Origin of the sequence: Photorhabdus bodei, assembly GCF_003287735.1 — a bacterium.
Taxonomy (GTDB): Bacteria; Pseudomonadota; Gammaproteobacteria; order Enterobacterales; family Enterobacteriaceae; genus Photorhabdus; species Photorhabdus kayaii.
The window spans coordinates 1-23370 of record NZ_NSCM01000021.1 but is presented as its reverse complement, the minus strand read 5'-3'; the positions used below and the strand labels follow the sequence as shown (position 1 = coordinate 23370).

The window sequence follows — 23370 nt, the reverse complement described above, 5'->3', positions numbered from 1 at the left end:
GACTCCTTGAAATAATTAAAAATTTGAAAATTTTAGGTTAATACTTTGTGCATGTAGGGAAGTAAAAAGGCACGCTATCCAGTTGGAGTCGCGTGCCTTGTTGCTAAGAGCTATTTTTTATTATATTCAACAACTTAATCGTCAAAACGTTTTGCCTTGTAAGATGGGCATTTTAGGTTCTCTACAGAGAAGATGTCATCCAATTGAGTTTCGGTCAGTAGACCTCGTTCCAGCACGACTTCACGAACACTTTTACCGGTTTCAGCACAAATTTTACCAACAATATCACCATTGTGGTGACCGATGAATGGGTTCAGATATGTCACGATACCGATCGAGTTGAATACGAAATTTTCGCAAACTTCTTTGTTAGCCGTGATGCCATTAACGCATTTTTCTACCAGGTTGCGGCAAGCGTTGCTTAGCAGGGAGATAGATTCAAACATGGCCTGACCGATAGCAGGTTCCATTACATTGAGCTGTAACTGGCCTGCTTCGGATGCCATAGTAACACAAATATCGTTACCAATAACTTTGAAGCAAACCTGATTCACAACTTCTGGAATAACCGGGTTCACTTTTGCCGGCATAATAGAAGAGCCTGCCTGTAATTCTGGTAGGTTGATTTCATTCAGGCCAGCACGAGGGCCAGAAGAAAGCAAACGCAGGTCATTGCAGATTTTAGACAGTTTGACAGCCAGGCGCTTCAGAGCACCGTGGACCATAACATAAGCCCCACAGTCAGAGGTGGCTTCAATCAGGTCTTCGGCTGGTACGCAAGGTAAACCTGAAACTTCCGCCAATTTTTCAACCGCCAATTTCTGATAACCTGGTGCTGTATTCAAGCCGGTACCGATAGCAGTAGCACCAAGGTTAACTTCCAGCAATAATTCAGAGGTTCGGTTGAGGTTTTTAACTTCTTCTTTCAACAGAATAGAGAATGCGTTGAATTCCTGCCCTAGCGTCATGGGAACAGCATCCTGTAATTGGGTACGACCCATTTTTAGGATCTCATTAAATTCTTTGGCTTTTTTATCGAAACCTACAATTAACAGTTCAATAGATTCGATCAGTTTCAGGATGGAGTTATAAACTGAGATGCGGAAGCCAGTTGGGTAGGCGTCGTTAGTTGACTGGCTTTTATTCAGATGGTCATTGGGATTCAGGTACTCATATTCGCCTTTTTTATGGCCTAACAGTTCCAGACCAATGTTTGCCAGAACCTCATTGGTATTCATGTTGAGTGAAGTACCGGCACCGCCTTGAAACACATCGACCGGAAATTGATCCATGCATCTGCCGGTATAGAGCACTTCGTCACATGCTTTGATGATGATGTCTGCAATTTTTTTAGGAATAGTTTGTAGCTCTTTGTTAGCTAAGGCTGCGGCTTTTTTTACCATCACCATGCCACGGATGAATTCGGGTACATCATTAATGGTGTTGTTACTGATATGGAAGTTTTCAATCGCACGTAAGGTGTGAATACCATAATAGGCTTCAGCAGGGACTTCTCGTTTACCTAACAGGTCTTCTTCGATACGAATGTTGTTTGACATGAGAACCTTCTTATTAGATGACGTTTTTACTGTCTAATTATGCGTTCATTAAATCATTATGTTGCCAACTGCAATAGTTATGATATGAACTTTTTATCACCGGATGGCCGGCGTGATCATATGCTGGTTAGCAATAAATGCATTGAATCTGGATCACTTTATAGTGGTATTTGTTTAGTCTGATTTAATATATGTGATATTTATCACAATTTCGTATCTAATTAGAAAGATTTTCAGCGGATTGAAAACGATAGCTGTGACCCCAATTATATCTTTAATAAACTGAAAAAATATTAATTTGGTTGTCCCTTGGATTTTGTTGATATGATTTATTCAGGATACAACCTATTCATCCAAATCAATTGAAGGAGCACCAAGTGCGTTGGTTGCCATTTATCCTGATATTTTTGCTTGTCTATATCGAGTCAGCCTTATTTGTGCGTGTTGCCTCTGAACTAGGTGTACTGTTGACTCTGTTACTGGTGTTGTTTACTTCTTGTATCGGTATCTCTTTGGTACGCAGTCAGGGCATAAAGAATTTTATCCAGATCCAGCAGAAGCTGATTAATGGGGAGAGTCCGGCTGCGGAAATGATAAAAAGCGTCTCTCTTTTACTGGCGGGTTTCCTGTTGCTCCTCCCCGGTTTTTTTACGGATTTTCTTGGATTGTTGTTGTTATTGCCACCGGTTCAAAAAACATTAGTGATGAAACTGATGCCACATATCAATATCTATCGTCCTCATAATAGTGGTGGGTTTAGACGGGATAGTAATACTTTTGAGGGGGAATACGAGCGTAAGCAGGATGACCCCTCCCGAACGTTGAAAGACCATAAACCCGATGACGACGAGCATAAGCCTCATTGATCATCGGTCATTTTCTGAATGTTTGGTTTAATCATCGGTTTTTTTCTGTGGGCAAGAAAAAAGTAAAATATTTTTTTACCTGCCCTTGAAGTATCATAAATAGGTCCCCATTTAATTTATTATGATACTGGTTTAATGAAAGCGTACTGGTATCAATCCTCTTACCTGATATGGACTTTCTTATAGGAGAGCTATCAATGAATATTCGTCCATTGCATGATCGTGTAATCGTCAAGCGTAAAGAAGTTGAATCAAAATCTGCTGGCGGTATTGTGCTGACTGGCACTGCCGCGGGTAAATCCACTCGTGGCGAAGTTTTGGCTGTGGGCAATGGCCGCATCCTTGAAAACGGTGATGTAAAAGCACTGTGTGTGAAAGTTGGAGATATCGTTATTTTTAACGATGGTTACGGTGTTAAATCAGAGAAGATCGACAACGAAGAAGTGTTGATCATGTCTGAAAGCGACATTCTGGCAATTGTTGAAGCGTAATTGTTGCGCTTAGATCTTCTTAACTGAACGAATTTAAAGGAAAGAAACAATGGCAGCTAAAGACGTAAAATTTGGTAGCGACGCTCGCGTTAAGATGCTACGTGGTGTGAATATTCTTGCTGATGCAGTAAAAGTAACCCTTGGCCCTAAAGGCCGTAACGTTGTGCTGGATAAATCTTTCGGTGCTCCTACAATCACCAAAGACGGTGTTACCGTCGCTCGTGAAATTGAACTGGAAGACAAGTTCGAAAACATGGGTGCTCAGATGGTGAAAGAAGTTGCCTCTAAAGCGAATGATGCTGCGGGCGACGGTACAACGACCGCAACTGTATTGGCTCAGTCTATTGTTACTGAAGGTCTGAAAGCCGTAGCCGCTGGCATGAACCCAATGGATCTGAAACGTGGCATCGATAAAGCTGTAGTTGCAGCAGTTGCAGAGCTGAAAAAGCTGTCCGTACCTTGCTCAGATTCCACCTCTATTGCTCAGGTAGGTACTATCTCCGCGAATTCCGACGAAACTGTGGGTAAATTGATCGCAGAAGCGATGGATAGAGTTGGTAAAGAAGGTGTAATCACCGTTGAAGAAGGTACTGGCCTGGAAGACGAGCTGGATGTCGTTGAAGGTATGCAGTTCGACCGTGGTTACCTCTCTCCTTATTTTATCAACAAACCAGAAAACGGTTCTGTTGAATTAGAAAACCCATATATTCTTCTGGTAGATAAAAAAATCTCCAACATCCGTGAACTGTTACCCGTTCTGGAAGGTGTAGCTAAGGCAAGCAAGCCTTTGCTGATTGTTGCTGAAGATGTTGAAGGTGAAGCACTGGCAACTCTGGTTGTTAATACCATGCGTGGCATCGTCAAAGTTGCTGCGGTTAAAGCGCCTGGCTTCGGTGATCGCCGTAAAGCCATGCTGCAAGATATCGCTGTCTTGACTAACGGTAATGTTATTTCTGAAGAGATTGGCTTGGAGTTGGAAAAAGCAACTCTGGAAGATCTGGGTCAGGCAAAACGTATCGTTATCAACAAAGATACCACCACCATCATTGATGGCGTTGGTGAAGACGTTGCAATTGCAGGCCGTGTTAAGCAGATCAAGCAGCAGATCGAAGAGTCCACTTCTGATTATGACCGTGAAAAACTGCAAGAGCGCGTAGCTAAACTGGCTGATGGTGTTGCTGTTATCAAAGTTGGTGCTGCAACAGAAGTTGAAATGAAAGAAAAACGCGCTCGCGTTGACGATGCTCTGCATGCAACTCGCGCAGCAGTAGAAGAAGGCGTAGTAGCTGGTGGTGGTGTTGCACTGGTTCGCGTTGCAGCGGCTATTGCTGGTCTGAAAGGCGATAACGAAGATCAAAACGTAGGTATCCGTGTTGCAATGCGTGCGATGGAAGCTCCTTTACGTCAGATCGTTGATAACTCAGGTGAAGAGCCATCTGTTATCGCAAACAGCGTGAAAGCAGGTGAAGGCAACTACGGTTATAATGCAACGACTGAACAGTATGGCGATATGATCGCAATGGGTATTTTGGATCCAACCAAAGTGACCCGTTCTGCACTGCAATTTGCAGCATCTATCGCTGGTCTGATGATCACCACTGAATGTATGATCACTGATCTGCCTAAAGATGATAAAGCTGATTTAGGTGCAGCAGGCGGTATGGGTGGCATGGGCGGCATGGGCGGCATGATGTAATAGCCGCGTAGGTCGCTAGCCGAGCGGGTTACGTCCATAGTGGTCACCGATTAATAGTGGTCACCGATTAATAGTGGTCACCGATTAATATCGTGGTGAATATTCCCACCCCGCTAAAATAGCATTTAAAAAAATCCGATATCCGGGCTGAGGTTCAAGTCTGGATATCGGTCTCCGGGTCTGATCTCAGATAGGGGTGAAAGCCTGTATTTCCGTAATATTCATGAAAAATGTACGTTGAAGTGATGTTGCTTCCAATATTGTGATGAAACGGCATCGTGTTTACCAAGTGATAAGTCTACTAGGATAGCTGAAGTGCTTTCCCGTCAACTTTATTTTTGCTGATGTTCCAATGAACGATACAAGAGACTGCTCTTGCTAAACGTTCTCTTCTCCTGTTTCCTTTCTGTAGTGCTGCTATACTCGTGATTAAAGTTTGTGCAACACTGCTCCTGCTCCTGCTCCTGCTCCTGCTCCTGCTCCATGTGAAACTACGGCTTTACAAAGTGATTGCTCTCTTCGTTAGCTTAAAAAGCGTAAGTAATAAAGATGATTTGGCATAGGGGAAATTCTTAAGGAAAAAAATATTTCCTTAAACTTAGAAAAAATGAGTTTATTAGACTAAAATTCATTTATTCATAGGACTTTGGAAAATAATTCAAATATCTATGCACAAATTTAATCGATCTACAGAAATGGCGGTATTCGTTCAGGTCATTGAATCGGAGAGTCTCTCCGCCGCTGCTCGCAAGCTCGACATGACGCCATCAGCAGTCAGTAAGCTTATTAATCGACTGGAGATACGACTTGGTGTACGGCTGTTGAATAGAACGACACGTAAACTTCAGTTAACGGCTGAGGGTTCTGTTTTCTATGAACGTAGTGTCAGAATTTTGGAGGACATCATAGCCGCAGAACAAGAAGCAAATCAGGGAACCGCGCTACGTGGACGGATACGTGTGAATTGTCATGTTGCGTTTGGAAAACATTGCTTGATGCCTTTACTACCGGATTTCCTGCAACGCTACCCAGAGATCACACTCGACATCTCATTATGTGACTTGATAGTGGATTTACTTGATGATCGTAGCGATGTGGCGATTCGCACCGGTCCTCTGGACGATTCATGCTTCATGGTACGCAAGTTGGGGGCAAGTCGAATGGTTGTGGTAGGATCTCCTTCGTACCTTGAAAGGATGGGGATACCCTCTATGCCTAGCGATCTGGGGCGCTACAATCGACTTGGTTTTGGCTTTACCCGTCATATGAAAGCTTGGCCTTTCATCGATTCGGAAGAGTGGGGGCAACAATTGCCTTCAGGGAACTTGCTACTTGGTGATGGAGAAACCATGCGTAAAGCTGCAATAGCAGGACTTGGCTTAGCACGATTAGCTCGTTTCCATGTGGATGCTGATATTCGGAACGGTTTGTTGTTACCTGTACTTGAGAACTATAATCCTGGCGATAAGGAAGAAATATATGCAGTTTTTGTCGGTCAAGGTAGGCAACTCCCATCACGGATACGGGTATTTCTGGACTATCTGACAGAGCGTATCCACATTGGTGATGGATGGTGATATTCGGAAAGTATGATGCCACGAAAATGTTTGATGGCCCATTATCGTGGTATCAATGGAGGTATTTCTATCCAAATGGGGCACAGTTTCTTGCATCCATGTTAAGAAAGTATCATTATTTACACACAATAAAATCCACATGAAATTCATATATACCTTATGGATTTCAAGATGCATCGCGGCGGCAAGGGAGCGAATCCCCGGGAGCATAGATAACTATGTGACCGGGGTGAGTGAGTGCAGCCAACAAAGAGGCAACTTGAAGGATGATAGGTATAAGTATAATTTCTTAATCCTATTAATATGTGAAGTTTTTAGGGGATATAACGTCAGATAATTGCTCAATAAAAAATTGTCGTGAGATATTATCAAATCAAAACTGTCGATAGATGTTTTAATAGTGTTTTGAGTGAGATGGTTTAAGTTTAATATCATTCGTAACATGGGAATTGAATTTATCAGATGGAAAAATAAACATAAATATGCCAACAGGAAATATATGTCAGATGATTATTATAAGTTTATTCAAGATCTTGCTGTAAGAGGGTTAATGAATTAAATATTTACATTATGGCTTTTAGTATTGCATATACCTTATGGATTTCAAGATGCATCGCGGCGGCAAGGGAGCGAATCCCCGGGAGCATAGATAACTATGTGACCGGGGTGAGTGAGTGCAGCCAACAAAGAGGCAACTTGAAGGATGATAGGTATATAATAATATTTTTAGTGTTCTATCTGGTAGTCAATATCATGGATAAAAGGCTTTTTTGATAGATAATTTATGTATTGATTAATGAGTGATGTTTTTTGAAGATAAAGCATTTATCAAACTTATTCATGTTATTTATTCGATTATTTTTCTCTATTTTCTTACTGCATTCACCTTGGCATAAAATATTTTTGACCTAAACATTTTACTGAAGGATGACTTTATAAATTATTTTTTGCGATACTGGTGTACAACAAGGTATATTGATGACTAATTGTCGAATTTCCAACAATGGGTGAGGAAAAACATGCGAATTAAAATTTTGCTCAGTGCTTCAGTATTGTTACTATTGGCAGGGTGTACAACTACTAACCAATTAACTTCTGGTGGTTCACAGGTTCGATTTGTTGATACTAAGCCAGGCAGCGAGTGCCAGTTATTAGGTGAAGTAACAGGTACTCAAAGCAATTGGATGACTGGTGTAAGTAATGAAAGCAGCTCAATGCGTGGGGCAGCCAATGATTTACGTAATAAAGCCGCAGTCATGGGGGGAAATGTGATTTATGGCGTCACCAGCCCGAGTGAAAGTCTGTTATCGAGCTTTGCGCCACTGGACAGTAAAATGATTGGTCAAGTTTATAAATGCTAGTAATGGTATTCGGAATTTGAATGATATGCCCGGCTGAAAGTATCCGGGCATGAATTTTTTGTTAGTTTTGTTTTAATCCCAAATCAAGAGGTGTCTTACTCGGTTCTCCGCCGATTTCCCTTGCGAGACGTGGTACTAAATAACCTGAAATTTTTGTCAGCAATTCCCGGATAAGCGCCTTGGCTTCTTCATCACTGACCATAAAATGAGCGGCTCCTTGTACTTTATCCAGCACGTGAATGTAGTAAGGTAGGATACCTACATCGAACAGAGCATTGCTCAGGTCAGCCAGAGTATCAGAATGATTATTGATACCGCGTAACAGCACACTTTGATTTAGTAACGTAATACCTGCTTGTTTCAGCAACATCATGCTGTTCCGTAAGGATTGGTCGATCTCATTAGCATGATTGATATGTGTCACCATGATCACCTGTAATCTCGATTGTGCCAGTCGATCGCAAAGCGTTGTTGTGATCCGGGCAGGAATAACCACAGGCAGACGAGTATGAATACGCAGTCGTTTAATATGAGAAATCTTTTCCAGATTGCTGATTAACCAGTCAAGTTCGTGATCTTTTGCCATTAAAGGATCGCCGCCGGAGAAGATAATCTCATCAAGTTCAGGATGTTGCTGAATATAATCCAACGCTTGTTGCCAATTGCGTTTATTACCTTTGTTATCTTCGTATGGGAAATGACGTCGGAAGCAATAACGACAGTTAACCGCACATCCTCCTTTAACTAGCAACAGTGCGCGATTACGGTATTTATGTAATAGACCGGGGACAGCACTGCGCTGTTCATCCAGAGGGTCGGTAGAAAAACCCGGCGTGAGCGTGAATTCTTCGGGTGTCGTTATGACCTGAAGTAACAGCGGATCATTAGGATCGCTTACTTGCATACGCGCAACAAAAGCCTTGGGTACCCGTAGTGGAAACAGGCGACGTGCGCCGCTCCCCTTGGTCAAGGTCGGGTGCTTATCTAAAGATAATAATTGTAATAATTCATCAGGATCGGTAATAACATCTGTAAGTTGTTTCAACCAGTCTTCTCTGATGATGATCTTTGGGGTTATAATGTGCGCCATTTTTTGGCTAAGCCATTTTGTTTAAAAGAGGATCTCCATGGCTACTTATAGTACCAATGAATTCCGTTCAGGTCTTAAAATCATGTTAGATGGTGAGCCGTGCGCTATTCTTGAAAGTGAATTCGTGAAGCCGGGTAAAGGTCAGGCGTTTGCCCGTGTTCGTATTCGTAAGCTGATTTCCGGTAAACTGCTGGAAAAGACCTTCAAATCTACTGACTCTGTAGAATCTGCTGACGTGATGGATATGAACCTGACTTACCTATATAACGATGGTGAGTTTTGGCACTTTATGAATAACGAAACCTTCGAACAGTTAGCGGCTGATGAAAAAGCAGTTGGCGATAATGCGAAATGGTTAGTAGAACAAGCTGAGTGTATCCTGACGCTGTGGAATGGTCAGCCTATCTCTGTGACTCCACCAAACTTTGTTGAATTAGAAATTACTGATACTGATCCAGGTCTAAAAGGTGATACCGCAGGTACGGGTGGTAAACCAGCAACCTTGAGCACAGGTGCTGTAGTTAAAGTACCTCTGTTCGTTCAAATTGGTGAAGTGATTAAAGTGGATACCCGTTCTGGTGAATACGTTTCTCGCGTAAAATAATTACCGACGGTATTTGATAAAAGCCGCAGTTCTGGAAGCAGGCTGTGGTTTTCTTTATTGGTGATTATACAGAGGGCATGGCTATTTATGTCTTTTGAGCTCACAATATTGCGTTATTGATATTGCCATTTTACACAACTATAATTTATCACTGTTTCTAATGGTTATCCGGGACGACCTGGATATACTGCCGTTTTCTGGAGACGACTCCACAACACTATTATGGGGCGTTGATATGTCCTGGTTTGTTCTTGTTATTGCTGGTTTATTTGAAGTCGTCTGGGCGGTTGGCCTGAAATATACTCATGGTTTCACCCGGTTGATACCGAGCCTTATTACAGCCGGTGCTGTGGCGCTCAGTATGGGATTGCTTGCTTATGCAATGAAAGGCTTACCAATAGGTACAGCTTATGCGGTATGGACTGGAATTGGTGCAGTGGGTACCGCTATTTTTGGTATTATAGTGTTTGGTGAATCTGCAAGTTTTGCCAGGATTTTAAGTTTTGCTCTGATTATCGCCGGTATTATCGGTCTGAAATTGTCTAGTTAATAGTGAACTGCACTCCAAAGGTTTCATATTTTGGCAGTGCAGCTTCTATTTTCACTCGTGTAGTTTTTCCCTTTCGTGAATCAAAAGCAGGAGAGTTTCGGAGAAATACATATATCTCAGATGATAGCTTGAATAAGTTAAAGGCCGGATAAACCAGCCTTTAAAGATATTTTCCAGCATAAAAACGAGTGAGGGTAGGTTTTCGACAACATCGATTAGGGTAAAGAGTATTTATAACCTCAGCTCGTTGCTATTCGACTACAGAGTAAAAACCCCGATAATTGCGACAACACTCAGGATCGCGGCCAAGCCGTAGAAAAGCCATTTACTTGCAGGGATATGAATTTTCAGGTCATGCATACCGTGGTGGATACGGTGTGATCCGCACCATAGTGGTAGAACGATCATAAATAATAGGAAAGCACGACCAATAAAACTCTGACAGAAAGCCAGAATTCGTGTGTAGCTTAACGCTTCCGGTGCTACTCCCAATGGTAAAAGGATGGCTACTAGTAAAATAATGGCTGGAGCCACAATTGCGCCCCACATACCACCGGCACCAAATAATCCCCAAAAAATCGGTTCATCGGAACGTTTAGGTATTTGATTCATTAGATCCTCCTTGAGGTTAAAGTAAGGCTATACCTAAGGTAATCGTGGTGACGATAATAGTGATGGACCATAGTAGTTTGATTACTGGCCCTGCTCCCATCTTTTCACCTTTTATCACGACGTTAGCTGCCTTCGGCGCTAGCTCAAACCAGGTTTTAGTATGCAGCAGAGCACCTAGCAGAGTGATGATATTAATCAGCAGGATGACGGGGTTTTTCAGGAATGTGACAAATGCATCCCAGTTTTGTGCGCCGCCTTTTAGAGCGAATAGACCGTATATCAGCAAGATACTGAACCACATAGTCGTCACTGCGGTACTTTCACGCAGGATATAGAAGCGGTAAAAGCCCAGTTTCTGCCACCAGTTGGGAGCCATGCTGCGGATATAAGGTTTACGTTTAGTCGTCATTACTTTCTTCCTCCCCTTATTGTGGTTTTAGCATGGCGATCATGAAATCTTTCGCGCTTTCGATCTTGCCTTGTTGGATAGCCGCGGCTGGATCGACATGTTTCGGACAAACCTCAGAACAGTAACCAACGAATGTACAGCTCCATACCCCATTCTGGCTGTTAAGTTGAGGCATACGCTTTTTCTTACCGTGGTCGCGGTTGTCGAGGTTGTAACGGTGAGCTAGCGTGATCGCCGCCGGGCCGATAAATTCAGGGTTCAGACCAAACTGAGGGCAAGCGGCATAACATAAGCCACAGTTGATACAGCCGGAAAATTGATGATATTTTGCCATCTGTGCTGGAGTTTGAATATTTGGGCCTTCAGAAGGTCTACGGTCATTCCCAATGATGTATGGTTTGATGGCTTCCAGGCTTTCAATGAAGTGGGTCATATCAACTACCAGGTCACGTTCAATAGGAAAGTTAGCCAGCGCTTCAACTTTCATTCCTTGAGGATAATCACGCAGGAAGGTTTTACAGGCCAGTTTCGGCACACGGTTAACCATCATGCCGCAAGAGCCACAGATAGCCATACGGCAAGACCAGCGGTAAGAGAGATCGGGAGCGAGATTGTCTTTAATGTAACCTAGGGCATCAAGTAGAGAAGTCTGCTCATCATAAGGAATTTCATAGGTTATAAAATGGGGTTTATGGTCACTTTCTGGATTATAGCGCATGACCTCCATTCTCAGGGTGTTCATATCAACCATTCTCCTGCTCCTTATACTTTTTCTCTTGTGCCGCGGCTTCACCGCCATATACACGTTTTGCGGGTATGGATTTGGTGATTTTCACATCACTGTATTCTAGGTGAGGAACACTCTTAGGGTTATAGAAAGCGAGCGTATGTTTTAGGAAGTTTTCATCATCACGTTCGGTACAACCTTCATCCAAACGTTGATGAGCGCCACGGGATTCTTTACGGTTTATCGCAGAGTGAATCATACATTCAGCCACATCCAAGCCAAAGCCAAGCTCAATGGTGTACAGTAGATCCGTGTTGAACACATTGGTGTTATCGGTGATTTTCACCCGTTTGAAGCGATCTTTTAGTTCAGCAATCTTATCGATCGTTTTTAACATGAGTTCAGGGGTGCGATAGATACCGCAGCCTTCTTCCATTGAGATCCCCATTTCATCACGGATCTTCGACCAACTTTCCGTCCCTTTCTGTTTTAGTAAGTTGCTCAAACGTGCGACTACATCACGTGCCTGGGCATCCAATGTGCGGTCATTAACGGGTTTGGTTTGTTGAACATGTTTTACTGCTTCTTCACCAGCCAGACGGCCAAAGACCACCAATTCAGCCAGAGAATTGGAACCAAGGCGGTTTGCACCATGCAGGCCAACGGAAGAACATTCACCGACAGCGAATAGCCCTTTAATGCGGGTTTCACATTTCTGGTCAGTTTCGATACCGCCCATCGTGTAATGTGCCGTAGGTCGGACTGGAATGGGCTCTTTAACTGGATCAACGCCGACATACGCTTTTGCCAGTTCACAGATGAAGGGGAGGCGTTCAAGTAATTTTTTCTCCCCCAAATGGCGTAGATCCAGATAAACCACATTGCCACGTGGAGTTGAAATAGTACGACCGGCCCGCCATTCATGCCAAAAAGCCTGAGAAACTTTGTCACGGGGACCCAGTTCCATATATTTGTTTTCAGGTTTGCCTAATGGCGTTTCGGGGCCGAGGCCATAATCTTGTAAATAGCGGTAGCCATCTTTGTTGACCAGAATTCCGCCTTCACCACGACAACCTTCTGTCATTAGGATACCGGAACCCGGCAGGCCGGTTGGATGATACTGAACAAATTCCATATCACGCAGTGGTACGCCGTGACGGAATGCTATACCCATGCCATCACCGGTCACGATACCGCCGTTGGTATTGTAACGGTATACACGGCCTGCGCCACCGGTTGCCATAATAACGGCATTAGCCCTGATCTGAATTTTGGTACCTTCCATCATATTCAGCGCAATTAGGCCACGCACTTGCCCTTCATCTACCAGAATATCGAGGACAAAATGCTCATCAAAGCGTTGAATTTGAGGATACTTAAGGGAGGTTTGGAATAGCGTATGCAGCATGTGGAAGCCAGTTTTATCCGCAGCGAACCAGGTGCGCTCTATCTTCATACCACCAAAACGACGCACGTTGACGGAACCATCTTCTTTACGGCTCCACGGACAACCCCACTGTTCTAGTTGGATCATTTCTGTCGGGCAATGTTCGACGAAATATTCAACAACATCTTGCTCGCATAACCAGTCACCACCGGATACGGTATCGTTGAAATGGAAGTCGTAGGAGTCGTGAGCTTGGGTGACTGCTGCTGATCCACCTTCCGCTGCCACAGTGTGGCTACGCATTGGGTAAACTTTTGAGATCAGAGCAATCTTCATCTGAGGATTAGCCTCAGCGGCGGCAATTGCGGCTCGTAGGCCTGCGCCTCCGGCTCCGATAATCGCGAGATCGGCATTAAAGATTTGCACTGTGCTTCTCCATTGTTTAAGTGAAATTAATTAGTAAGCAAAATCGTCGTAACTTTCCTAAATGTTGTTATTTTTCATATGCAACATTCTGTAGGTAAAATCCGGTGTTTTAACGATCAAGGGAAGCTGTTTATTACTGTTTGTATTGAATTAAGTATAACGGGTTCTAAGTGAGATAAATTTGATATGAAAGGGTATTTTGTCGGATTTGAACACTAAAACTTGATCTAAGACAGGAATTAGTGACTTTAATTTATCATTGACCGACAGAGCTATTACCTAGAGGGGAATCACTTGTGGAGCTGATTATCAAGGCCATGCAATAGAATTTGGCTTGCCTGGTATTTTTTTGTCGATATTAGAAATTATTTAAATGCAACGAGATTTAAAAGTTTTATTTTACTTTGATAATGTTGCAGTTAATAATTTTAAATGAATTTTTATTTTATTTTATTTTATTTTATTTTATTTTATTTTATTTTATTTTATTTTATTTTATTTTATTTTATTTTATTTATAGTTTATGGTTTTATAATTTAAATGTGAAAGTTATTCGTGTTTAATTAATATTATAATTAAGTCTTAAATAATTATATTACTTAAAATAAATACCAAAATATATTTTGGTATTTAATAATCGTATTAGTTGTATATATTCATTGAAAAGATTTTATGTTTACAAAAATAGTAAAATTAGGTGGTTAAATTAATGCGCTATAAATAATATATTTAAACAGGAGAATATTATGGGATTATCAAGTGGCCCTATTGCATTACAGGCAGATAATGGGTTCTATTTAAGTCGAATTGATCGAGGTGGAGGATTTGATTTTATTGAAGCTAATAAACCTATTGTTGACATTTACACCAAATATTCTGCAACACAACTTAGTTCCAATAAGATATCACTTCGTGCAAGTAATGGGCTTTATTTAAGCCGGATCTCTCTGGCGGGTAGCGATTATATTGTAGCGACAAAATCAGATATTGATATTTATTCTACTTTTACTTTAGAGTATATCGACGATAATGTAATAGCTTTGTGTGCAGATAATGGAAGGTATCTGAGTCGGAGCAATGCCGGTGGTATTTTCAACTATATTAAACCGGATAAATACGACTTAGATATATATTGCCAGTTTAAAGTTATAAAACTGTAATTAGACAATTGTGATCTTTGCTGACATCTTATTATGGTGGTCAATTTTACCTGACCACTATTTTTTACTATTAAAATAGGATTAGTCACTTAATACACCAGATAAAATATTAATTATATTTCATAATAATTTTATTAATATACCCAATGGATTTCAAGATGCATCGCGACGGCAAGGGAGCGAATCCCCGGGAGCATAGATAACGATGTGACCGGGGTGAGCAGCCAACAAAGAGGCAACTTGAAAGATGACGGGTATAATCTATTCTTTGTATTACTGGTCATATTATAATTATCATCTTAAATTATTTTTCAGTTTCTTTATAATATCTTACTTTTAATCTAAATATGATAATTGCTTCTGGTCATTTAATAATTATAAGTGATAATTGGTAATGTCATCCATAATAAAGTGATAATATGTTTTATTGTTTAACGGTAGTAGTATATATTCAACAAGGGAGTTTTATTTCTACGGGCATAGAGAGTCGATATGAGGATTAAATGGTATTCTATAATTAATTATATTTAAACGGAGGGTATGATGGCATTATCAGAGCATACTATCGCATTGATGGCAGATAATGGACTTTATTTGAGTCGATTCAGTCAAGGAAAGATTAATTACATTCAGGCTGGAAGATATACACTTGGTACTTCTTCCCGATATGTAATGACGCTATTTGATGCTTATACGATAGCACTTCGGGCAGACAATGGGCTCTATTTGAGTCGGGTTGCTCGGCCTGGTGGTAATTATATTGAAGCGGCAACATTGGAGGTTGATGCTTCTTCTACGTTTACTGTAGAAGATGTCGACGATAATGTGATAGCGCTAAAGGCAGATAATGGAAAATATCTGACTAGGCTTAGTATAAAAGGTATTAATTATATTAAGCCTGATAAAACCAATATGGACGGATTTTGCCACTTTAGATTGATAACTCTGTTAGAGTAAATAGTGATTTTGTCTGGTATTGGCTTTGTTGTGATACAAGACAAACTAAGTTGTTCCGGGATGATCAGGCGGTAATAATTTGTCTGATATGTGTGATGCAGGTAGACTGCACGTTTTGTTTTATTTTGGAGTCATTTACATGAGCGAAACAGCAAACTGGCAGCCAAGTGCACCTATCGCCAACTTGTTGAAACGAGCGACTATTTTAGCAGGAATACGGCGCTTTTTCGCAGATCGTGGGGTATTGGAAGTTGAAACACCTGCGATAGGTCAGTTTACAGTGACTGATATCCAATTGTTTTCTTTTCAGACGGAATTTGTTGGTCCAGGCGCCGCAGATGGTATGACTCTTTATCTGATGACAAGTCCGGAATATCACATGAAACGCTTACTGGCAGCAGGAAGTGGCCCTATTTATCAGCTCGGTCGCTGTTTCCGTAATGAAGAGGCGGGTCGTTATCATAATCCTGAATTTACCATGCTGGAATGGTATCGGCCTCACTATGATATGTATCGTTTGATGAATGAAGTTGATGATTTACTTCAACAAATCCTTGACTGTGAAAGTGCGGAATCACTCTCTTATCAACAAGCTTTCCTGCGTTATCTGGGTATTGATCCGCTATCAGCAGAGAAAGAAAAGCTGCGTGAAATCGCCGCCAAGCTGGATCTGAGTAATATTGCTGATATAGAAGAGGATCGGGATACTTTATTACAACTTTTGTTTGCTGTTGGTGTTGAACCGCACATTGGTACTGAAAAACCAACTTTTATCTACCATTTTCCGGCTTCTCAGGCTTCTTTGGCGGAAATCAGCAAAGAAGATCATCGAGTTGCAGAGCGTTTTGAAGTCTATTTTAAAGGCGTTGAATTGGCAAATGGCTTCCGTGAGCTGACTGATGGCAATGAGCAGTGCCAGCGTTTTGAACGGGATAACCGTAAACGTGCAGCGTTGGGTTTACCTGTTCGACCAATTGATGAAAACCTGATTGGTGCCCTGAAACAAGGAATGCCTGAGTGTGCAGGTGTGGCGATTGGTGTCGATCGTTTGGTGATGTTGGCTTTGGGGGCTGAAAAGCTCAGTGATGTTATGGCCTTTTCGATAAGTAAGGCGTAATTATTAAGTGACAGGGCGCTGGTTGAGGCGCCCTGTTTGCATCTTATTTATATTGATACTGTTTTTGCAGGAATTTCACACCTAAGTCAGGAAAATCGGTGAATACACCGTCTACACCCGCTTGGTTATACATGATATCGAAAAGTTGATCGCCGCTGGTGGCGTATTTAGGCAGTTGATCAACTCGAATCGTGTATGGATGGACTTCCAGATTGTTGGTGTGAGCCTCTTTTACCAGACTAGTTAGCTTAATATTGGTTGGTGTGGAATACTCCGCTACAATCATATGATAATCAGGGCCGATGCCATCAGCGTATTGTGCCACTTCTCTCATCGCACCTGGTTTGAACATCCAGTCATAGCTGTAATTTGTCCATTTGCCGTCTGATTGTTTTTCATAAGTTTCATTCCAATCGGTGTAGGCGATAAGTTGAATCAGTTTCAGATCCATGCCTAACTTAGGTTCCAATTCGTTTTTGATGCGTTTGAGTTCGTTGGTATCAAAACATTGCAGATAAATTTTGTCGCTTTTCTTGGTGTAACCATACGCTTTTAACACGGCTAGTACCTTAGTAGAAATATCTTTTCCCTCTTGTTGGTGGAACCACGGTGCTTTGATTTCAGGATAAATACCGATGTTTTTGCCGGTAGATTTGTTTAATCCTTGAACAAATTCAATCTCTTCCTGAAAAGTGTGGATTCGGAAATCAGATTTCCACATCGGGAAACGATTGGTGTAGCTTTGTATCTGTTGATTATTTTTAATATCGAAGCTTTCCGTGAATTTTAGTGACTTGATTTCGGACAAGGTAAAGTCAATGGCATAGTAGCGCCCATCTTGGCGAGCACGGCTAGGGAATTTATTGGCAACGTCAGTGACACGATCAAGGTAATGGTCATGTAAGACTATCAGTTCATCATCTTTAGTCATGACCAGATCTTGTTCCAGATAATCAGCACCTTCGGCATAAGCCATCGCTTTAGCCGGCAGAGTGTGTTCAGGTAAGTATCCACTTGCTCCCCGATGGGCGATAACAATCTTATCTGCTGCTTGCGTGATGCCTGACATCGATGAAGTTAAAATGATACCCATTATCATTGTTTTAATTGGAGTTTGCATGTGTGTTTCTCCGTTTTGGCGATGAGATAAAATTTATCTCATTAAACTGTGAGTTTGGTTGTGTTAATAACACTCACTGACATAATCTCTTAATTGAGAGGCTAAAAAAAGCCACAGCATATATAATGCTGCGGCTTAATTGATATTATCAGTGATATATCACAGTTTAATGACAGAGGTTAGCCATGTTGTTGGGCGATTTCTTGTTTATGCTTTTTTTCGGTAATTGTAACGATTAGCAATAGAATAACGGACAAGATACTACCACCAATCATTACCATAAAGCCGCTGTCCCAACCGAAAAAGTCAACGGTGTAGCCGATGATAGCACTTGCAGCAACAGAGCCGCCTAAGTAACCAAATAAGCCGGTGAAGCCGGCGGCTGTGCCAGCGGCTTTCTTTGGAGCCAGCTCAAGGGCATGTAAACCAGTTAGCATCACTGGGCCGTAGATAAGGAAGCCAATAATCAACATGCAAGCCATATCTACAGTGGGGTTACCTGGTGGGTTCAACCAGAATACGATAGTTGCGATAGTGACCAGTGTCATAAAGAACACACCGGTTGCACCACGGTTACCTTTAAATATTTTGTCTGACATCCAGCCACATAGTAGCGTGCCTGGGATACCAGCATATTCGTACAGGAAATAAGCCCATGAAGATTTATCCAGTGCGAAATGTTTGGCTTCACGTAGATAGGTTGGTGACCAGTCAAGAATACCGTAACGTAGCAGATAAACAAATACGTTAGCCATGGCAACCATCCACAGCAGTTTGTTCGGTAACACGTACTGCATGAAAATTTGTTTAGCTGTCAACTCATTTTCATTTTTATCTGTATAATCAGAAGGATAGTCGTTTTTATACTCTTCGATTGGTGGCAAGCCACAGGATTGCGGTGTGTCACGTATCAGGGCAAATACAATCAATGCAAGGAGAATGGCGGCGAAAGCTGGCATGTAAAGTGCTGCTTTCCAGTCATTGAACCACGCCATGCCCAACAGGAATAGCAATGGTGGTAAGCCACCACCCACATTATGTGAGCAGTTCCAGATAGAAACGATACCGCCACGTTCTTTCTGTGACCACCAGTGCACCATGGTACGTCCACAAGGAGGCCAACCCATACCCTGGAACCAACCACATAAGAACAGTAGTACGAACATGATAGTGATACTGGACGTTGCCCAGGGTACGAAACCCATAAACAGCATAACAATAGCCGCGAGGATCAGACCCGCAGGTAAGAAGACTCGTGGGTTAGAACGGTCGGATACGGAGCCCATGATGAATTTTGAGATGCCGTATGCGATAGAGATCCCTGAGAGAGCGAAACCGAGCTCACCTTTGGAAAAACCTTGCTCAACCAGATAAGGCATTGCAAGTGCAAAGTTTTTCCTTACCAGATAGTAAGCCGCGTAACCAAAGAAGATCCCCATAAAAATTTGCCAACGTAAGCGACGATAGACTGGATCTATCTGTTCTGTTGACAGTCGGGACCTATGAGGTGCCGGCTTGAAAATACTTAACATATTTTGCCTCCGATGGCATTTTTGGTTTTATAAACAGCTTGCCGGTTGACTAATGCCACCGGATGGGAAAATGAAAGGTTTTGTAAGTGGTTATTTTCCATAACGAAAATTATGATAGTCGAAATCACTCAACCTCGTCTGTGAAACAACACTCAGTTGTTAAAGTTGTTTTGCCCTAGCGGTAATTCTGAGTGATTTGTTAACTTTTTGAAATGTGCTTTACCAATGAAATTGTGACTATTGTCACAATAACGAGCTTTACTTAATTGTTGGTGAGCGTTTTTGGTTCGTTTTTGTTCTTTATCAAACAAAAACCACAGTTTTCATACATCTTCTATTTGTTATTTTATATGTATCCTTACTAGACGAAGGGATCTTCTCAATTTATGGTGAATGGGCTGCTAATCGATTTTAACGATAAACATACTGTTTTGACGGTATGCCAATAATCTGCCAGACTCATAATTTATACAGTTGTATAGCTGATATACCCAGTGGAGGAACCATGACGACCCGTTATAACAGTGATTTTTATGGTTGGACTCAGGAGCAAGCCAGTTTGCTTCGTTCCGGTGATTTGAGTCAATTGGATAGGGAAAACCTTTCGGAGGAAATAGAAAGTATGGGAAATAGCCAAAGAAGCGAGCTGGAATCTCGTCTTGAGGTACTGTTTCTTCACCTCCTAAAATGGCAATTCCAATCTGAACGGCAAGGTCGGAGCTGGAAGCTTACGATTGAAGAGCAGAGAAGAAAAATAGCCCGTCGTCTTAAAAAAAATCCCAGCTTAAAGTCAGAACTTAGCGAAATTTCCTCTGATGCTTATGGTGATGCCATTATTGCAGCAGAGAGGGAAACTAATATTAGGCGTAGTGTATTTCCTGAAACTTGTCCTTGGACATTTGAGCAAATAATGGATGAAAATTTTTGGCCTGAATAGACTCGATAAATTTACTCTTCTAAATGGAAGGGTAAACCACCGGTTTTAAGCTGCAATACTGTGTTGTACCTTTATGGTGAATGGGGTGCTAATCGATTTTGATGATAAATATACCCGTTATCTTTCAAGTTGCCTCTTTGTTGGCTGCACTCGCTCACCCCGGTCACATCGTTATCTATGCTCCCGGGGATTCTCTCCTTTGCCGCCGCGACGCATCTTGAAATCCATAGGGTATGTACTGTTTTGACGGTATGCCAATAATCTGTCAGACTCATAATTTATACAGTTGCATAGCTGATATACAAGTGGAGGAACCATGACGACCCGTTATGACAGCGACTTTTATGGTTGGATTCAGGAGCAGGCAGGTTTGCTTCGTTCCGGTGATTTGAGCCAGTTGGATACGGAAAATCTTCTTGAGGAAATTGAGGCTATGGGGCGAAGCGAGCGCAGAGAATTACGATCCCGGTTGGAAATTTTACTCGCACATTTACTGAAATGGAGATATCAGGCAGATCGCAGAGGGCGGAGTTGGGAACTGACCATTGAAGAACAGCGTGATAAGGCAATTGACTGTTTGCAAGAATCTCCCAGTTTGAAAAATAAGTTGAATGAGCATTTGGAAAAAGCTTACATCGCTGCTCGTCGATTGGCAGAAAAAGAGACGCTAATTAATCGGAATATATTTCCTGAAACTTGTCCTTGGACATTTGAGCAAATAATGGATGAAAATTTTTGGCCTGAATAGACTCGATAAATTTATTTCCTAACGCACTGACTTTGAACAGTGCGTTTTCTCGGTTGCTTAACAACGTGGTTGATTGATTTTCACTTCACAGCAAGCAGTATTAACAGAAATTATTTTTTTCGGTGGATACTCATTGGATTAGCTAAGATTATCCTTTTTCATTTTCATTTTCATTTTCATTTTCATTTTCATGACCTTTGCCGTATCAATAATTACAGAAAAATTCATTGTGATCGCTGTGGCTATACTCAAGGCAATAGTCGGAGCCAAAATAGTAACGGAAGGAAAATTCTAACAGTTTTAATTTATTATCGAAAAATATAATAATAAAGATAAAATATTAGAAAATTATTAATTTGATTTTTTTATATAAATTTATAAAATTTCCGTAGTGATGTTGATAATTATTTCTATTTGCAGTAAATTTTATTTTATTTATCAAGGATAATCATGGAAGTTTTCAATAAGGAAATAACTATGCCAAGTAAAGACTATGGGTTAGTTGATAAAGTTTTTAACGAAAATTTTAAAGGAATGCATGTAGAAACAATAACAGTAAAAATAGCATCTTCAGGTACTAAATATACTAATGCGGCAGGAGACGTTAGCAAATCTACTTTTGGACATGTATGGGTTGAATTTCAGGGTGAATCAATCGGATGGGGCTTGGGTGATAATAAGCAAGCAGGAGGAGTTGAGAACATAACTTTTAGAGATTCAATCGCATACGATAAATCAAAAATTTCCAGTGTTACATATCCAATATATTCAGAAAGTGTGGTTAATAATATGAGAAATTACATTTCTGATTTAAAAAATGGAAATTTCTATGATTTTAAGCCGAATTATAACCTCCTTACTAATAACTGTATAGATTTTGTAAACTCAATTCTTCGAGTTTCACATTATGATAATGATAAAAATGGTATAGATTTCATTCAGGAATTACGGGGAATGAGTCCAAATGCCGTATTAGATAATCTTGAAGAAATTGTTGAAGATCAGAAGAGTACAGAGACACCACTTATTATTGATTTAACTGGCGATGGTATTATTACCATAGCGGAAAATGGTTCTATATATTTTGATCATGATAATGATGGTATTGTTGAAAGTTCAGGATGGATAGAAGCCAATAATGCATTTCTGGTATGGGATAAAAATGGAGATGGAAAAATAAATAACGGAAATGAGTTGTTCGGGAATAATTCTATATTAACAAATGGAGTCAAATCAGTAAATGGGTTTGCTGCATTAGCAGACCTTGACGATAATTTTGATGGTATTTTTGATCAAAATGATTGTCTATGGAATTCATTAGAGTTATGGATTGATGCCAATAAAGATGGTATCACTGATGATGGAGAGTTGTATAAATTAAGTGAATCAGGAATCTCTGCTATAAATCTTACCTATAAAGAAAATGGATTCAAGGATATAAATGGTAATATTCATGGGTTTGAAAGCTCAGTACTCTGGAATAATGGGGATACGACTAAGATAGTGGATGTGTTTTTTGCTGTGGATAAAAACATACAGATGGAGTCACTAAATTCAAATATTGACATAATAGGGATAAATAATACTTTTAGCGAGATTATATTATGAGTCATTTTTTTGTAAAAAATAAGAAATATTTTCTCTACTCAATGTTCTTTTTTTCTTTTATTGTTCAGAGTTCAGACATGAATATACAAGATACCCCATCGATTGTCTTCAATCATTCAGATGATTTTTTATCAGAATTCTCTATTCTAATGCCTAAAAATGAAGATGAATATCATGCATTAGTAAAGAAAGCAAATAGTGGTAATGTAGATGCAAACTGGATGCTTGCTGTAATACAACAAAAAGAAGGTTATCGTCAAGAAGCCAGTGAAAAATATAAGTTATCTATATCAAGAAATGATAAATATAAGTTAAGATCTATGGTTAATTTGGGATTTATTTTAGAGGATGAAAATAAATACTCAGATGCGAGAGCACTTTTCGAATTGGCTGGAAAAAGTGGATATTTTGAGGGCTATCGCACTATTGGAATAAATTATTTAAATGGGATTGGTGTAAATCAAGATTTTAATAAGGCAAAAGAGTATTTTAATAAAGGGAGTCAAATTGGGTGTCATGAATGCACATTTCTTATTAATAATTGGAGTGATGTTATTAAATTGAAAAAATCAGAATAGTGAATTTATATTTTGGGATGCTAGGTTATGTCCCTCAATTAAATTATGGCCTTAAGAAATAAGCGGATACAACCTAATTTCACCATAGCGATATAATTTCTTGCTGTCTTTTCATAACGGGTGGCGATGCGACGATGCTCTTTGAGTCGACCAAAACATCTTTCTACAACATTTCTTCTTCGATACGTTTCATGGTCGAATTTAACCCGTCCATCTGACCGCGCTTTTTCATTTGATTTATAGGGAATTATCACTTTT

26 protein-coding genes are annotated in these 23370 nt (G+C 40.7%); 16 read left to right on the top strand and 10 right to left on the bottom strand.

The window, feature by feature from the left end; all coding sequences use genetic code 11:
- Positions 1-134: 134 nt before the first annotated feature.
- Entirely contained in the window at positions 135-1559 is a 1425-nt protein-coding gene (gene aspA, locus CKY02_RS13110; protein ID WP_112878242.1) for an aspartate ammonia-lyase, read from the bottom strand.
- A 377-nt stretch (positions 1560-1936) separates the two neighbouring features.
- On the opposite strand from aspA, the gene CKY02_RS13105 reads away from it, so the two are divergent.
- The 7 genes from CKY02_RS13105 (at position 1937) to CKY02_RS13085 (ending at position 7550) form a co-directional block, all read left to right on the top strand.
- Positions 1937-2425, top strand: a complete 489-nt coding sequence (locus CKY02_RS13105; protein ID WP_112895616.1) for an FxsA family protein — start codon at positions 1937-1939, stop codon at positions 2423-2425.
- A 197-nt stretch (positions 2426-2622) separates the two neighbouring features.
- The gene (locus CKY02_RS13100) at positions 2623-2916 is read left to right on the top strand and encodes a co-chaperone GroES (protein WP_036809429.1); all 294 of its coding nucleotides are present in this window, start codon (positions 2623-2625) and stop codon (positions 2914-2916) included.
- A gap of 49 nt (positions 2917-2965) precedes the next feature.
- Positions 2966-4612 carry a chaperonin GroEL gene (groL, locus tag CKY02_RS13095; protein WP_112895615.1) on the top strand — a complete coding sequence of 549 codons (1647 nt, stop codon included), beginning with the start codon at positions 2966-2968 and terminating at the stop codon, positions 4610-4612.
- Positions 4613-5280: 668 nt separating this feature from the next.
- Entirely contained in the window at positions 5281-6189 is a 909-nt protein-coding gene (locus tag CKY02_RS13090; protein WP_112895614.1) for a LysR family transcriptional regulator, read from the top strand.
- Between the two features lie 139 nt (positions 6190-6328).
- Entirely contained in the window at positions 6329-6526 is a 198-nt protein-coding gene (locus tag CKY02_RS24635) for a hypothetical protein (RefSeq protein WP_162120718.1), read from the top strand.
- 233 nt (positions 6527-6759) lie between these two features.
- Positions 6760-6963: a hypothetical protein gene (locus CKY02_RS24630; RefSeq protein WP_162120717.1), complete on the top strand. Its 204-nt coding sequence runs from the start codon at positions 6760-6762 to the stop codon at positions 6961-6963.
- A 245-nt stretch (positions 6964-7208) separates the two neighbouring features.
- Positions 7209-7550 (top strand): DUF4156 domain-containing protein, encoded by a 342-nt coding sequence (locus tag CKY02_RS13085; RefSeq protein WP_162120716.1) that lies wholly within the window; start codon positions 7209-7211, stop codon positions 7548-7550.
- Between the two features lie 61 nt (positions 7551-7611).
- Here CKY02_RS13085 and epmB read toward each other — a convergent pair whose 3' ends face one another.
- The gene (gene epmB, locus CKY02_RS13080; RefSeq protein ID WP_112895612.1) at positions 7612-8640 is read right to left on the bottom strand and encodes an EF-P beta-lysylation protein EpmB; all 1029 of its coding nucleotides are present in this window, start codon (positions 8638-8640) and stop codon (positions 7612-7614) included.
- A 37-nt stretch (positions 8641-8677) separates the two neighbouring features.
- Here epmB and efp point away from each other — a divergent pair, with 37 nt between their 5' ends.
- The gene (gene efp, locus CKY02_RS13075; protein ID WP_036776062.1) at positions 8678-9244 is read left to right on the top strand and encodes an elongation factor P; all 567 of its coding nucleotides are present in this window, start codon (positions 8678-8680) and stop codon (positions 9242-9244) included.
- A 235-nt stretch (positions 9245-9479) separates the two neighbouring features.
- Positions 9480-9794 carry a quaternary ammonium compound efflux SMR transporter SugE gene (sugE, locus tag CKY02_RS13070; RefSeq protein ID WP_112895611.1) on the top strand — a complete coding sequence of 105 codons (315 nt, stop codon included), beginning with the start codon at positions 9480-9482 and terminating at the stop codon, positions 9792-9794.
- A 258-nt stretch (positions 9795-10052) separates the two neighbouring features.
- On the opposite strand, the gene frdD is transcribed toward sugE, so the two are convergent.
- From frdD to frdA, 4 genes are read right to left on the bottom strand one after another with little or no spacing between them, the layout of a single operon-like run.
- Positions 10053-10406 carry a fumarate reductase subunit FrdD gene (gene frdD / locus CKY02_RS13065; RefSeq protein WP_112895610.1) on the bottom strand — a complete coding sequence of 118 codons (354 nt, stop codon included), beginning with the start codon at positions 10404-10406 and terminating at the stop codon, positions 10053-10055.
- Positions 10407-10422: 16 nt separating this feature from the next.
- Positions 10423-10815, bottom strand: coding sequence for a fumarate reductase subunit FrdC (frdC, locus tag CKY02_RS13060; RefSeq protein WP_112895609.1), 393 nt, complete (start codon positions 10813-10815; stop codon positions 10423-10425).
- A 16-nt stretch (positions 10816-10831) separates the two neighbouring features.
- A complete protein-coding gene (locus CKY02_RS13055) occupies positions 10832-11566 on the bottom strand; it encodes a succinate dehydrogenase/fumarate reductase iron-sulfur subunit (protein WP_112878250.1) in 735 nt (244 codons plus the stop codon).
- Positions 11559-13355 carry a fumarate reductase (quinol) flavoprotein subunit gene (gene frdA, locus CKY02_RS13050; protein ID WP_112895608.1) on the bottom strand — a complete coding sequence of 599 codons (1797 nt, stop codon included), beginning with the start codon at positions 13353-13355 and terminating at the stop codon, positions 11559-11561. The genes CKY02_RS13055 and frdA overlap by 8 nt, the downstream gene beginning before the upstream one ends.
- A 746-nt stretch (positions 13356-14101) precedes the next feature.
- Here frdA and CKY02_RS13045 point away from each other — a divergent pair.
- From CKY02_RS13045 to epmA, 3 genes are all read left to right on the top strand, one after another.
- A complete protein-coding gene (locus tag CKY02_RS13045) occupies positions 14102-14515 on the top strand; it encodes a fascin domain-containing protein (protein ID WP_112895607.1) in 414 nt (137 codons plus the stop codon).
- 543 nt (positions 14516-15058) lie between these two features.
- Positions 15059-15472, top strand: a complete 414-nt coding sequence (locus tag CKY02_RS13040) for a fascin domain-containing protein (RefSeq protein ID WP_112895606.1) — start codon at positions 15059-15061, stop codon at positions 15470-15472.
- 139 nt (positions 15473-15611) lie between these two features.
- Positions 15612-16589, top strand: a complete 978-nt coding sequence (gene epmA, locus CKY02_RS13035) for an elongation factor P--(R)-beta-lysine ligase (RefSeq protein ID WP_112878252.1) — start codon at positions 15612-15614, stop codon at positions 16587-16589.
- Between the two features lie 43 nt (positions 16590-16632).
- Here epmA and glpQ read toward each other — a convergent pair whose 3' ends face one another.
- The gene (glpQ, locus tag CKY02_RS13030; RefSeq protein WP_112895605.1) at positions 16633-17709 is read right to left on the bottom strand and encodes a glycerophosphodiester phosphodiesterase; all 1077 of its coding nucleotides are present in this window, start codon (positions 17707-17709) and stop codon (positions 16633-16635) included.
- A 179-nt stretch (positions 17710-17888) separates the two neighbouring features.
- On the bottom strand, positions 17889-19241 hold the full coding sequence (gene glpT, locus CKY02_RS13025) for a glycerol-3-phosphate transporter (protein WP_112895604.1): 1353 nt from the start codon (positions 19239-19241) through the stop codon (positions 17889-17891).
- A 505-nt stretch (positions 19242-19746) separates the two neighbouring features.
- Between glpT and CKY02_RS13020 the strand changes: the two genes are divergently transcribed.
- On the top strand, positions 19747-20178 hold the full coding sequence (locus CKY02_RS13020; RefSeq protein WP_112895603.1) for a DUF29 domain-containing protein: 432 nt from the start codon (positions 19747-19749) through the stop codon (positions 20176-20178).
- A gap of 71 nt (positions 20179-20249) precedes the next feature.
- Here the strand turns inward: CKY02_RS13020 and CKY02_RS23865 are convergent, their stop codons facing one another.
- A complete protein-coding gene (locus CKY02_RS23865; RefSeq protein WP_146747438.1) occupies positions 20250-20453 on the bottom strand; it encodes a hypothetical protein in 204 nt (67 codons plus the stop codon).
- Between the two features lie 41 nt (positions 20454-20494).
- Between CKY02_RS23865 and CKY02_RS13015 the strand changes: the two genes are divergently transcribed.
- The 3 genes from CKY02_RS13015 (at position 20495) to CKY02_RS13005 (ending at position 23112) form a co-directional block, all read left to right on the top strand.
- Complete coding sequence (locus CKY02_RS13015) at positions 20495-20926, top strand: DUF29 domain-containing protein (RefSeq protein ID WP_058588616.1); 432 nt, start codon at positions 20495-20497, stop codon at positions 20924-20926.
- 477 nt (positions 20927-21403) lie between these two features.
- Positions 21404-22534, top strand: a complete 1131-nt coding sequence (locus CKY02_RS13010; protein WP_238399233.1) for a hypothetical protein — start codon at positions 21404-21406, stop codon at positions 22532-22534.
- Positions 22535-22611: 77 nt separating this feature from the next.
- Positions 22612-23112 (top strand): tetratricopeptide repeat protein, encoded by a 501-nt coding sequence (locus tag CKY02_RS13005; protein ID WP_238399232.1) that lies wholly within the window; start codon positions 22612-22614, stop codon positions 23110-23112.
- Positions 23113-23150: 38 nt separating this feature from the next.
- On the opposite strand, the gene CKY02_RS13000 is transcribed toward CKY02_RS13005, so the two are convergent.
- The coding region (locus CKY02_RS13000) for a transposase (protein ID WP_146747437.1) at positions 23151-23370 on the bottom strand (220 nt) is incomplete at its 5' end.

Excerpts from the sequence above, each read along its gene's own strand:
- aspA (WP_112878242.1), bottom strand. The coding sequence starts at position 1,559 with ATGTCAAACAACATTCGTATCGAAGAAGACCTGTTAGGTAAACGAGAA.
- CKY02_RS13100 (WP_036809429.1), top strand. The coding sequence starts at position 2,623 with ATGAATATTCGTCCATTGCATGATCGTGTAATCGTCAAGCGTAAAGAA.
- groL (WP_112895615.1), top strand. The coding sequence starts at position 2,966 with ATGGCAGCTAAAGACGTAAAATTTGGTAGCGACGCTCGCGTTAAGATG.
- CKY02_RS13090 (WP_112895614.1), top strand. The coding sequence starts at position 5,281 with ATGCACAAATTTAATCGATCTACAGAAATGGCGGTATTCGTTCAGGTC.
- CKY02_RS24635 (WP_162120718.1), top strand. The coding sequence starts at position 6,329 with ATGAAATTCATATATACCTTATGGATTTCAAGATGCATCGCGGCGGCA.
- CKY02_RS24630 (WP_162120717.1), top strand. The coding sequence starts at position 6,760 with ATGGCTTTTAGTATTGCATATACCTTATGGATTTCAAGATGCATCGCG.
- CKY02_RS13085 (WP_162120716.1), top strand. The coding sequence starts at position 7,209 with ATGCGAATTAAAATTTTGCTCAGTGCTTCAGTATTGTTACTATTGGCA.
- epmB (WP_112895612.1), bottom strand. The coding sequence starts at position 8,640 with ATGGCGCACATTATAACCCCAAAGATCATCATCAGAGAAGACTGGTTG.
- efp (WP_036776062.1), top strand. The coding sequence starts at position 8,678 with ATGGCTACTTATAGTACCAATGAATTCCGTTCAGGTCTTAAAATCATG.
- sugE (WP_112895611.1), top strand. The coding sequence starts at position 9,480 with ATGTCCTGGTTTGTTCTTGTTATTGCTGGTTTATTTGAAGTCGTCTGG.
- frdD (WP_112895610.1), bottom strand. The coding sequence starts at position 10,406 with ATGAATCAAATACCTAAACGTTCCGATGAACCGATTTTTTGGGGATTA.
- frdC (WP_112895609.1), bottom strand. The coding sequence starts at position 10,815 with ATGACGACTAAACGTAAACCTTATATCCGCAGCATGGCTCCCAACTGG.
- CKY02_RS13055 (WP_112878250.1), bottom strand. The coding sequence starts at position 11,566 with ATGGTTGATATGAACACCCTGAGAATGGAGGTCATGCGCTATAATCCA.
- CKY02_RS13045 (WP_112895607.1), top strand. The coding sequence starts at position 14,102 with ATGGGATTATCAAGTGGCCCTATTGCATTACAGGCAGATAATGGGTTC.
- CKY02_RS13040 (WP_112895606.1), top strand. The coding sequence starts at position 15,059 with ATGGCATTATCAGAGCATACTATCGCATTGATGGCAGATAATGGACTT.
- epmA (WP_112878252.1), top strand. The coding sequence starts at position 15,612 with ATGAGCGAAACAGCAAACTGGCAGCCAAGTGCACCTATCGCCAACTTG.
- glpQ (WP_112895605.1), bottom strand. The coding sequence starts at position 17,709 with ATGCAAACTCCAATTAAAACAATGATAATGGGTATCATTTTAACTTCA.
- glpT (WP_112895604.1), bottom strand. The coding sequence starts at position 19,241 with ATGTTAAGTATTTTCAAGCCGGCACCTCATAGGTCCCGACTGTCAACA.
- CKY02_RS13020 (WP_112895603.1), top strand. The coding sequence starts at position 19,747 with ATGACGACCCGTTATAACAGTGATTTTTATGGTTGGACTCAGGAGCAA.
- CKY02_RS23865 (WP_146747438.1), bottom strand. The coding sequence starts at position 20,453 with ATGAGTCTGACAGATTATTGGCATACCGTCAAAACAGTACATACCCTA.
- CKY02_RS13015 (WP_058588616.1), top strand. The coding sequence starts at position 20,495 with ATGACGACCCGTTATGACAGCGACTTTTATGGTTGGATTCAGGAGCAG.
- CKY02_RS13010 (WP_238399233.1), top strand. The coding sequence starts at position 21,404 with ATGCCAAGTAAAGACTATGGGTTAGTTGATAAAGTTTTTAACGAAAAT.
- CKY02_RS13005 (WP_238399232.1), top strand. The coding sequence starts at position 22,612 with ATGAATATACAAGATACCCCATCGATTGTCTTCAATCATTCAGATGAT.